The organism is Marinagarivorans algicola (genome assembly GCF_001292705.1).
GTDB lineage: Bacteria > Pseudomonadota > Gammaproteobacteria > Pseudomonadales > Cellvibrionaceae > Marinagarivorans > Marinagarivorans algicola.
The window spans coordinates 38,014-49,760 of record NZ_LGAK01000023.1; the positions used below are offsets into that span (position 1 = coordinate 38,014).

Sequence of the window (11,747 nt, forward strand, 5' to 3'; positions counted from 1 at the left end):
CTACTATATTAAGAATAGGGCGCACATTAATCATAAGGCGGAACATTACGATCGCTGAAAGCGTTTTTTATTATAGCGCTGTGATGTTGCGGCTAACTGTATTTTTAAGGCAAAACATAGGGGGATTGCTTTGGTAGCCTTTTTTTGCAAACGCTTGCTTCACATGGCGTTGTTAATTTTTTTGAGTGTTAGTAGTGTAACATCCAGTTATGCCAAAGATTGGGCATATACCGTCAGGCCCAATGATACGCTGTGGGATCTCTGCTTGACCTATACTACGCAAAAAAACTGCTGGTTAACGATTGGTGAATATAATGGTGTGAGTTACCCGCCTTCACTAGCGCCGGGCACGCGTATTAAGTTTCCTGTTGGGTGGTTAAAAGTGCAACCGGTACCCGCTGTCATTATGTTTGTGGTCGGCGAGGTGCAGTTGACTCTACCCAGCGGGGAGCTAAAGCCGGCGCAGATTGATGATAAACTTACGATGGGTGCTGAAGTTAAGGTGTCGTCACAAAGCAGTGTGACACTCAAATTTGCCGATGGAGCGTTGCTGGTTGTAGAAGAGAATTCGCATATCGTGATGGACACCCTCACCCAGCATCAAGGTACTGGTATGGTCAATACGCAATTAAATTTGCTGTCGGGTGCGGCCAAATCGCGTGTGCCAAAGCGTCAGCCAAGATCGAATTTTAGTGTTTCGACCCCCTCAGCAATTGCTGCGGTGCGCGGTACCGAATTTAGAGTAAGTACCAGTGAGGGGCAAATGCAAGGAGAGGTTTTTGAGGGGCTTGTGAACATTGCAAAGCCGCATAATGCCAGTCTTGCAGCACGCAAAAACAATACGGTACTTCAAGCCGTTGATGTGGAAAAACAATACGGTCTTAGCGTTAAAAAAAATGAAGTGCTAGGCTCGCCTATCGCGTTATTGCCAGCAGTCACTTGGGTAACTGCGATTAACGATGTTCATCTTCCCTATACTCTATTGTGGAATGCACAGCCCAAAGCCAGCCGTTACAAAGTTGAGCTATTAGTATCAGATAAAACAGAAGAAGTCATTTCTAGCCATTATCAGGTAGGCCACACGTGGTTGTTACCGATTGAGCAGAATCAGTGTTTTACAGTACGTGTTAGTGCAATAGATGCATTTAATTTACAAGGCATGCCTGCGGTTCGTCATTTATGTGCCGCTAAGCCTTTAGCTGCCATCAAGCAACTTGCACTCAATGATAATCAGTTGCAGTGGCCGTCTATTGAGCACGCTAATATGTATCGCATAGAGGGTAGTGTCGATAGCGATTTTTCATCCCCCATTCTCATTGATTATACTTGTCAAACCACTTATCAATTAACAGATGAGGAAAAAGGCTTATATATTCGTGTGATTGCTGTTGATGAGCAAGGCCGCATAGGTTTAGCTGGCACGCAAGTTCAGGTTAAACAAGCTGGCCCTCAGGGTATGATTGCGACTATTTTATTTATGCTTATGTTGGCGCTGTAATCAACCGTATGTTTTTGTTAAAGCAATGGGGCAGTAGAGTTTTATTACCTATCGTGCTGGCGGCTTTAGCAGTATTGGCTTATGAGCGGCAGTGGCTATTAAGTATTGACTATCTTTTATATGATTCTGCACAGCAGTGGCGCAAGCCAACTGTGTTAACAGATAGTGTCATTATTGCCATTGACGAGCAGAGTATTGCGAGTATTGGGCGCTGGCCTTGGTCTCGTGATGTGCATGCGCAATTAATTAATCAACTTTATGATAGTGGCTCAAAAGCTGTTTATTTTGATGTATTGTTTTCGGATGCAAGTATATCCAGTGAAGATTTAGCGTTAGCTGCAGCTATTGATCGGCATGGGCAGGTTATATTGCCTATGACGATTGAACCGCTAGGGGACCAAGGGCAATTGATCGAGGTGGTGCCCGCGATGACCTTTTATGAGCCAGCTAAAGCCATAGGTCATGCGCATATTAATTGTGACTTTGATGGTGTATGCCGCTCGTTATATTTGCGCGAAGGGGTTGGACAACCTCGGTGGCCACATCTTAGTGCCGCTCTGTGGCCGTTCACGCAAAATACAGTGGGAGCACGTGCCTTACCTGCTGAGCGTTTATCAGCGCTATTGATTTATCGTGACTTTCATAATTTTATTCCCTTTAGCCCTGCAGACAGTGTCCCTAAAATATCCTATATCGATGTGCTTGAAGGGCGTATACCGACTAATTTTTTGGCAGGTAAAACTATTTTTATCGGTGCGACGGCAGCCGGTGTACACGATATATTAACAACGCCAGTAGGGCGCTTACCCGGCGTTGAAATCACGGCTTTGATATATCATCATTTATATCAGGGTACTTTAATTCAATTATACGAAGGGCGCTTGAGTGCACTGTTGCTGGGGGCTTTGCTAGTGCTTTTTTTGGCGGGTATATCCGTGCTCTCGTCATCGAAGTTATTGCTTGGGGTTAGCGCGCTACTGCTAGTAGAGTCTAGCGTGGCTTTTTATTTGTTGGTGGTTTGGAATAGATGGTTGCCAGTAGCGCCGTTATTAATGGCCACTCTATTATTTTACCCATTATGGAGTTGGTTGAGATTAGAGTTGGCGATGCGTTATTTAAAGCGTTCATTACTGGCTCATCAGCGTAAGAGCCCGCCAAGTATTCGATTAGTTGAGCACTTTAATGTTCAGCCTTCAAAGCCTCATTGGCTGGTTGCATCAGACACCGTAGCATTAACTATTGAGCAGCTAGAAGCCATTTCACTCAAGCAAGAAGTTTCTTACAATCTTTTACAGCAAAGTATGTCGGGTTTACAAGAGGGCTGCATTATATTCAGTAATCAAGGCTGCTGTTTTTTAGTGAATACCTTGGCTACGGCATGGCTACCTCGTTGGCATAGCGAGAGTATTTTTGATATTGAGCACAGCTTGAATATTCATGTGGAATCTTGGGCTGTGCTTATTCATGATACTTTTAACCAGCAAGAGACATTGTGCTGTGCTGCCGAAGCGCTAGTACCTGATGAGGCAGGTTTGCTCGCGAGTTATTTTTTACAGTTGCAGCATTGTAAAATACAGCTAGAGGGCAAAAGTAAGCCTGTGACTGTAGGTGTTTTAACGTTAACAGATATTTCTGAATTAAAAGCTAGTGAGCGTTTACGTGAAGAAACATTAAATTTCATCTCACATGATTTGCGCTCACCATTAGTCTCGATCATTTCTTTAATCAAGCATCATCGTGAGATGTTCACTGTTAACGACCAAGATGATCACGCATTGACTGACTTGTTGGCAAAGATTGAGCGCTACGCCAATCGTAATTTAGCTTATTCCGAAAGCCTGTTGCAGCTTAATCGCGCAGAGCAACTGTCAGTTAATCAAGCGGTATTGTGTGATTTATTAGCCGTATGTGAAGATGCTTATGAGCAAGTATTACCCTTTGCGCGCGAACATCATTGCCCGTTAATCTGTGAGTTTGATGAGCATGAATTTTGGTTAGATGGTGATTATGAGTTATTGCAGCGCGCAGTAGTAAACTTATTAACTAATGCCGTGAAATATGGTGCTTCTACACGTGGTGTGATTTTGTCTTTAGCGCTCACAGCTGCTCATGCCAATAGCGCCCAGCCGCAGCAAGAGGGTGTGAATGATAGCGGGGGTGAGTTAATTGCTCTGACGGTGCAAGATTTTGGTATAGGCATGACATTAGCTCAACAAGCTCACGCATTTGAGCGATTTACACGCGATGCTTCGGCCTCAGAGGGAGCAGGGCTTGGGCTATACTTTATAAAGACAGTAGTTCAGAATCATTTAGGGCAGCTGCAATTGCGCAGCGAGCTTAATGCAGGCTGTATAATTACGTGCCTATTCCCGCTTAAAAAACTGACTTTTATGGATTGAGTCCAATTATTGAGTGCCTCCCTTAATTATATTTATTGCTGTCGTTAGCGTATTATTATGTGCTTTATCATGGCGACCATTATAACTTCTTGCCCAAGTATGTATGCGAATATAGATTGAGTTGTGTACACATCGGCAGCTCTAAGGTTGCCTGCAACTACAACTACAACTACAACTACAACTACAACTAAAAGGCTACACGATTGCCTCTCTTATAGACTCACACTTTGGTGCTTGTCATTGGGTGATTTTACAACGTTTTACACACTTTATTGTGAGTATTGTCCACAATAGCGCAACGATTAAACATGCACTATTTAATGGAAGTACCTATGATTTCAACTTCAAATACCCTCACACGAATTCAAAAGCGTAAGCTAATTGCCGTTATGGTTCTTATTACACTCGGCTCAGATGCTGCCATGAGTGAAGGCTTGCATGATGGCGCAGGCTTCACCCTTACACCCGCTATTGGGCGTCATACACATGAGAGTAGTAAAGTTGGTTTAGATGATAGTAATACTGTGAGCCTGGGCGCGGGCTACCAATTTGCTAGCCCTTGGGCGGCAGAGCTTACCTACCTTGCCAGCAAGCCAAACTTTAACCAGTCAAGCGAAGAAGCCGATGAAGAGCATTTGCGTTTAGATGCACTTTATTACTTAGACCGCACCGATAAAACTCAGCTTTACAGTGTTATGGGGGCAGGCGTTAGCGAGCTAACTTATAATGGCTCAAAAATCGATGACACCCTTGTTAATGCGGGCATTGGTATTAAACATGCCTTTAGCGATATTGTTGCGCTGCGCTCAGACATCCGTCTTATTCATCATCTTGATGAGCACGCCACGCAAGGTGCCTTCAATTTAGGCTTAAGTTTTTTAATTGGCGGTAAAGCACCTGCCAAACCTATCAAAAATACCGACGCTGATCATGACGGCGTGGCTGACCGTTTAGATAGCTGTCCAGGTACTGCAAGCGGCGTTGTTGTCGATAGTACGGGTTGCCCTTCCTTCATTGATGTTGATAAAGATGGCGTGAATGACAGCCAAGATAACTGCCCTGATACCAAAGCTGGCGCAAAAGTCGACAATAAAGGTTGTTATGTATTATTAAGTGAGGATCGTACGGTAACCTTGAAATTACAGTTTGCTAATAATGCTGCCACAGTGCTTAATCCTAACGATACACAAATTACTTCACTGGCTAAATTTATGCGCGAATACCCTAAAAGTCAGGTGGTTATTAAGGGGTATACCGATGATCGCGGCAGTGAAGGTTATAACTTACAGTTGTCACAAAAGCGTGCTGAAGCAGTAGCTGTTTTATTAACCGAGAACGGTATTAGTGCTAATCGTGTTACGGCTCGTGGCTTAGGTGAAGCTTCGCCTGTTGCTGACAATGCCACAGCAGAAGGTCGCGCACAAAATAGACGTGTTGAAGCTGTGGTTAGCGCTACAATTCAAGTTCCACAAGCTAAATAGTGAGTGGCACATAGATCACGAATAGGTGATTATAAGTCCGTAGTGACCTATTCGTAAAATCAACCTCCCTATGAGAATAAAAATATGAATGAGAATATTCAAGGCTTAATTGATAAGGCCCCCGAAATAATCATGACTTATGGCATGAAAATCATTTTAGCATTTGCTGTTTACCTTATTGGTAAGTGGGTTGCTAAAGCAGTTGCGAGTCTACTTGAAAAGGGAATGGCTTCGCGTAAAGTTGATGCAACTATTATTAGTTTTACTAAAAATATTGTATATTATGCAATGTTTACCATGGTTATTATTGCTGCTCTTGGGCAATTGGGTGTGCAAACGGCATCTTTTGTTGCAATTATTGGTGCGGCAGGTTTAGCTATAGGTTTTGCATTGCAGGGTTCTTTAGCCAATTTTGCTGCAGGTGTGTTGTTGATTTTATTCCGCCCATTTAAATTGGGAGATTTTGTTGAGGCTGGTGGTGCTTCTGGTGTTGTTAAAGATGTTTCGATATTTTCGACGATTCTAACAACAGGTGATAATAAGACAGTGACTATTTCTAATGCTTCTGTCATGGGCGGTAATATTACTAATTATTCTACTCAACCTGAGCGCCGTGTTGATTTTACTGTAGGTGTAGGGTATGGCGCAGATTTAAACTTAGTACGTAAAGAGCTTGAAGCAATTGCCAACTCAGATGATCGAGTACTAATCGATAAAGGCATCACGATTGGTGTAGCCGAGCTGGCAGATTCATCGGTTAACTTTGCCTTCCGTATATGGACGAAAACCGAAAATTATTGGCCTTTATATTTTTCTACAAATGAGCAAATTAAACTTCGATTTGATCAGGCCGGTATTGAAATACCCTTTCCTCAAATGGACGTGCATGTCTCTAAAGAAAACTAATCTAGAGCGATACTAAGCACTTATATAGTGTCGTACCCCAGTATGGATACGCCGGGTATTGACTTTGCGGGGCGCAAAGTCAATTAATACGAGTCGCAGATGACTTGAATACTTAAAGTCATCACTCATTGATGTCAATTTAGTCCTCTTAATAGTTACAAAAGGACCGCTTTATGGATTTTTATTGGTTCTAATGAGTGCTGGGTTTAAAGTACTTGTTAAATTTATGCTTTTAGCTGTATGTTTACCGTGATATATTTTGTTTGGTGTTAATACTCAGGTTTCCGCTGTAACTCTTATTTAGTAAGGGCTAAGGGTTGCAGCGGTTTTTATTAATATTTCATATGTGGAATTCTTATGACTTATATATCAATAGATGGCGAAAAGTATGAAAAAGAACTGTTGGATTTGGTTCAAGATTATACCGCAGAGCAAGGTGCTCGTGAACTCTCGCAAGACGATGTATGGGACCTTATTACATCTGTTAAAGAGGGCGTTAGAGTGTCCGATATTGAGAAAAAAACCTTATTATTTATTCGAGAAAATTTTTTGTTTAACCAAGATGCTGCTAGACTTTTTGATGAGACAGTTGCCGAGCTTAAATAAGATTGAACTTGCACATCCCGTTCAATGAATATCTTATATAACGCCCAGTCTTTCAATTATAGTTTGATTGGGCCCCTCACATGCCCCTCCATAGCGTTCTTTTTTCTCTTATACGGTAATCTTTATTCAATCCGTGTTGGTATTATTGCCCTTGATTCAATAGTGCTGCCTCTGTATTGACTTTAGTGTTGCCTGTATTATTTGCTGAGCCTTAATCGTGCTTTTTCATTTAAAGTCTAGCTGGCCTACAGGCTCTTATGCTTGATTACGCAATCAGTGATTGTTAGCTTCATTAAGCATACCCTTATTATCTTAATCTTGTTAGTTAAATTATTGCTGTAGCCGATCTTTAGAAGAGCGGGTTCGCCTAGCTATAAAAACTGTATGCTCATATTGCTTGAGTGGCTTAGTCAATAATCCATTATCATGCCGTTTCGATATTCATCGTCATATATAAATATGTTGTATTGCGATTAAATTTGTCTAGCGCGGAGTTAGTGATATTAGTAGATGTTATGCTTATAAAAAAATGTTATCCCCATAAGTGATAGGCTCTCATTAAAAATTATCACGATTGATGAAATGGTTTAGTTATAATTTTTTTAAATTTAATTATTTTATGAATTGACTGCTGATAAATAAAATTTTAATTATTAGTCATTATTTCTCTCCTTCTCTACCAAAAAATATTTGTATGGTAATTTCCATTTTACCGATTCGAAGTCTGCATTGCTTCATTCTAATATTTTTCTATTTTAGTTAATGTAATTGGGTTGTTGGTATTGATTATAGTGTGATATAGCCAATCATGCGTCGCTGTCTTAGTGGGAACTATAGTAGTCCTGCTTGTTGTCATATTGGCAATTACTATGACTTTGCTTTTTTGATGCTAATGTATTGGGGGTATTGGGTGAAGTAAAACAGAATATTGTTAGGCATACTACAGTTTGGCGGTGGATATCGTAAATTTGACGGTAATATGATAGATTTTTTGGTATTCTCGTTTTATTTTGATTACGCATTCATAATTCTAGTGAGCAAAGAATTTATACTTTGTAATATCAATAAGATCTTTAATTAAGATTAGTTAATTTTATTTGTAATGTTTAGGTGATTAATCTAAGATTTGGGCTTTAATCAATAAAACTTAGCTCCTCAGCAGAAGCGCTCGAAAAAGTATCCATATATTTTAAGTATTGTTAGAGATTTTGTTGTCCTTAAAGGTAGATCTTTTAAAGTCAAGCCTTTTAAAGTCAAACAGAGGTCAAGTTCAATAGAGGGTGTAACGACTCATGCGATTTCGAGCATGAATCGTGCTACTTTGAAATATCAACAGTCAATGACTTTGTGCATATAACTAATTGGGGATAAAAATATGAAAGCTTCAGATTTATTTGTAAAAGCATTAGAGCAAGAAGGCGTTGAATATATTTTTGGTATACCAGGTGAAGAAAATTTGGACCTACTTGAGTCTATTAGAAGCTCAAATATTAAGCTGATTTTAACAAGGCATGAGCAAGCGGCTGGGTTTATGGCAGCCACTTATGGTCGCCTTACCGGTAAAGTAGGGGTTTGCATGTCTACTTTAGGTCCTGGTGCCACCAATCTTGTCACCTCAGCGGCTTATGCACAATTAGGTGCGATGCCAATGCTCATGGTTACTGGCCAAAAACCCATAAAAGCCAGTAAGCAAGGTCGATTTCAGGTGTTAGATGTTGTTGATATGATGAGGCCAATTACAAAATATACGGCGCAAATAGTGAGTGCTGAGCGCATTGCCTCTCATATAAGAGAAGCCTTCCGGATTGCTAGTTCTGAGCGTCCTGGTGCCACTCACTTAGAGTTGCCAGAAGATATAGCCGTTGAAGAAGTTAATCCTAATCTTATTGCTGAAAGCACTATTCGAAGACCAATTGCAGAGCGCAAAGCCATAGATAGAGCCGTTAATTTAATTGAACTCGCTAAGTCGCCTCTACTACTTATTGGTGCTGCGGCTAACCGTAAAATGACCAGTAAGATGTTAAGCCGCTTTGTCGATGAATTAAAGATTCCCTTTGTCACTACTCAGCTGGGTAAAGGGGTTGTTGATGAGTCTAATCCTTTATTTTTAGGTAATACAACGCTATCCGATGGTGACTTTGTTCACCGAGTAATAGAGCACGCAGATCTCATTATTAATGTGGGGCATGATGTTGTAGAAAAACCTCCATTTTTCATGCGATCTAATGAAAAACAAGTTATCCATATTAATTATAATGCCGCAGAAGTTGATCAAGTTTATTTTCCGCAAGTCGAAGTGGTAGGTGATATTGCCAATGGTGTATGGGCGATATTGGAGCAGATTAAGCCGCAGGCACATTGGGACTTTAGTTATTTCGATAAAGTTAAAGCCGCAGAAGAAAAAGAATTACCGCATGGCTGTGACGACGACCGTTTTCCAATATACCCTCAACGTCTTGTCGCAGACGTTAGAAAAGCAATGCCAGATGATGGCATCATCGCCTTAGATAATGGCGTCTATAAAATATGGTTTGCCCGCAACTATAAAGCTAAAAAGCCCAATACAGTATTATTGGATAACGCACTCGCAACGATGGGGGCAGGACTGCCGTCGGCTATGGCGGCCAAACTGGTACACCCAGATAGACCGGTTATGGCCATTTGTGGCGACGGTGGATTCATGATGAATAGCCAAGAGCTTGAAACGGCAATAAGGCTTAAACAACATTTAATTATTCTTATATTAAGAGATGATGCATACGGGATGATAAAATGGAAGCAGGCTAATATGGAGTTTGAAGATTACGGCTTAGATTATGGTAATCCAGATTTTGTAAAATATGTCGAAGCCTATGGAGGTAAAGGTCATAGAATTGCAGCAGCAGACGAATTGTTACCGCTCATTAAATCTTGTATGAATGAGCATGCTGTTCATCTAATAGATGTTCCGATTGATTATAGTGAAAATGATAAAATTCTTAATCATGAACTTCGAATATTGAGTAGTAAAGTTTAAAAGGCGATTGCTATGCTAAACAAAAGTTACCCTTATTACCTTGCAAATCAAGCTGTATTTGCCAACAAAGACCTCCCTGTCACTGATAAATATTCAGGTGAAACCGTTACCTATGTCGCCATGGCTGATGTTGACGCAATAGATGAAGCAATTGATGCTGCTGTTCAGAGCCAGCCTTTGTTGCAAGCTATGGCGCCTTATGACCGACAAAATATACTGCAGCATTGCGTTAAGCGATTTGAAGAGCGTTTTGATGAGCTTGCTATGGCGTTATGTATTGAAGCCGGTAAGCCAATAAAAGATGCTAGAGGTGAGGTTCAGCGATTAATTGATACCTTCAAAATTGCTTCAGAGGAATCTGTTAGAATAAATGGCGAAGTGATAAATTTAGAAATAACGCCGCGCGCCAAAGGCTACTCAGCCATGTCAAAGCGTGTACCGATAGGCCCTTGTTCATTTATTTCACCGTTTAACTTTCCTCTTAACTTGGCAGCCCATAAAATTGCTCCAGCGCTGGCAGTGGGGTGCCCATTTATATTAAAGCCAGCTAGCCGGACCCCGATAGGTGCGTTATTAATTGGTGAAATCTTGGCTGAAACCAACTTGCCTAAAGGTGCATTCTCAATACTGCCTTGTAGCCGAGACGGTGCAGATTTATTTACAGTAGATGAGAGATTAAAACTATTGAGTTTTACGGGCTCGCCAGATGTGGGCTGGGCACTAAAGGCTAAAGCGGGTAAAAAACCTGTAGTTTTAGAGTTGGGTGGCAACGCAGCTTGCGTTGTTGATAGTGATACAGATGATCTTGATGACGCGGTTGAGCGCATTATATTTGGTGCGTTTTATCAGTCAGGTCAAAGCTGTATTGGCGTTCAGCGCTTGCTAGTGCATAGTGATGTCTACGATACATTTAAACAAAAATTTATCTCTAAAGTTAGCACGCTAAAAATGGGCGACCCGAAAGATGAGGCGACTTTTATTGGGCCGATGATCGCAGAGTCAGAAGCTGCAAGGCTGAAATCTTGGATCGATGACGCAATTACCAAGGGTGCAAGCATACTAACAGGTGGTCATAAAAATGATGCCTTTTTAGAAGCTACTGTATTAGAAAATGTTTCCTCAGATGCATTAATTAATACTGAAGAAGCTTTTGGGCCTGTTGTTACGCTGTCACCATTTGATGATTTTGACCGTGCGCTTGAAGAGGTCAATCAAAGTAAGTTTGGCTTACAGGCTGGTATCTTTACCAAAGATATTACTAAAATCCAAAAGGCCTGGGATGTATTAGATGTTGGCGGTGTAGTCATCGGTGATGTGCCTAGCTTTAGGGTTGATAACATGCCATATGGTGGCGTGAAGGATTCGGGTGTTGGGCGAGAGGGTATTCGCTACGCTATAGAAGATATGACAGAAATAAGATTACTTGTGATTCGAGATAAATCTAAGTAGTTATCTAGGCCTGCAGGGGCCAACTCTCGAATCGCTTATACAGCCTCTACCCCCAGCATGGATGCATGGGCGTAGTTTCCTCTGGGCTGGCAGCTCTTAATTCTATATTTTTTGATTCTATGCTCCTCAAAGCTTGATCTTGCACTCTCTTAATGCAGTCTAGGCGCCCTTTTCTATGCCCTTTTCTATGCCTTTATCAGGCCGTTGCCTAAAGGCGATAAAATAGTCGTCATTTGAGTATCTCCATTTTTGATACAGTATGATGAGTGGCATGGCTCTGGTGCTATCGAGTCTGCGATGTACTGTCGTAGTCAGGGTGTTCGTCGTAGCAAAAAGTGTGAACCTTGTGGCAGGGCATGCATTTTATGCATGCATAGGATGCAATTGTTGGA

The 11,747-nt window shown here is 41.3% G+C and carries 7 protein-coding genes; all 7 read left to right on the top strand.

All coding sequences use genetic code 11. From position 1 onward, the window contains the following. Nucleotides 1-163 precede the first annotated feature (163 nt). Nucleotides 164-1,498, top strand: coding sequence for a FecR family protein (locus AC438_RS09440; protein ID WP_156312393.1), 1,335 nt, complete (start codon nt 164-166; stop codon nt 1,496-1,498). 8 nt (nt 1,499-1,506) lie between these two features. Further along, entirely contained in the window at nt 1,507-3,897 is a 2,391-nt protein-coding gene (locus AC438_RS09445) for a CHASE2 domain-containing protein (protein WP_053981015.1), read from the top strand. A gap of 332 nt (nt 3,898-4,229) precedes the next feature. Continuing rightward, nucleotides 4,230-5,378 carry an OmpA family protein gene (locus AC438_RS09450; RefSeq protein WP_053981016.1) on the top strand — a complete coding sequence of 383 codons (1,149 nt, stop codon included), beginning with the start codon at nt 4,230-4,232 and terminating at the stop codon, nt 5,376-5,378. Between the two features lie 84 nt (nt 5,379-5,462). Then, complete coding sequence (locus tag AC438_RS09455; RefSeq protein WP_053981017.1) at nt 5,463-6,284, top strand: mechanosensitive ion channel family protein; 822 nt, start codon at nt 5,463-5,465, stop codon at nt 6,282-6,284. A gap of 357 nt (nt 6,285-6,641) precedes the next feature. Next, the gene (locus AC438_RS09460; protein WP_053981018.1) at nt 6,642-6,890 is read left to right on the top strand and encodes a hypothetical protein; all 249 of its coding nucleotides are present in this window, start codon (nt 6,642-6,644) and stop codon (nt 6,888-6,890) included. Between the two features lie 1,375 nt (nt 6,891-8,265). Further along, complete coding sequence (locus tag AC438_RS09465) at nt 8,266-9,906, top strand: acetolactate synthase large subunit (RefSeq protein WP_053981019.1); 1,641 nt, start codon at nt 8,266-8,268, stop codon at nt 9,904-9,906. 12 nt (nt 9,907-9,918) lie between these two features. Further along, nucleotides 9,919-11,355: an aldehyde dehydrogenase family protein gene (locus AC438_RS09470; protein ID WP_053981020.1), complete on the top strand. Its 1,437-nt coding sequence runs from the start codon at nt 9,919-9,921 to the stop codon at nt 11,353-11,355. The last annotated feature ends 392 nt before the right edge of the window (nt 11,356-11,747 follow it).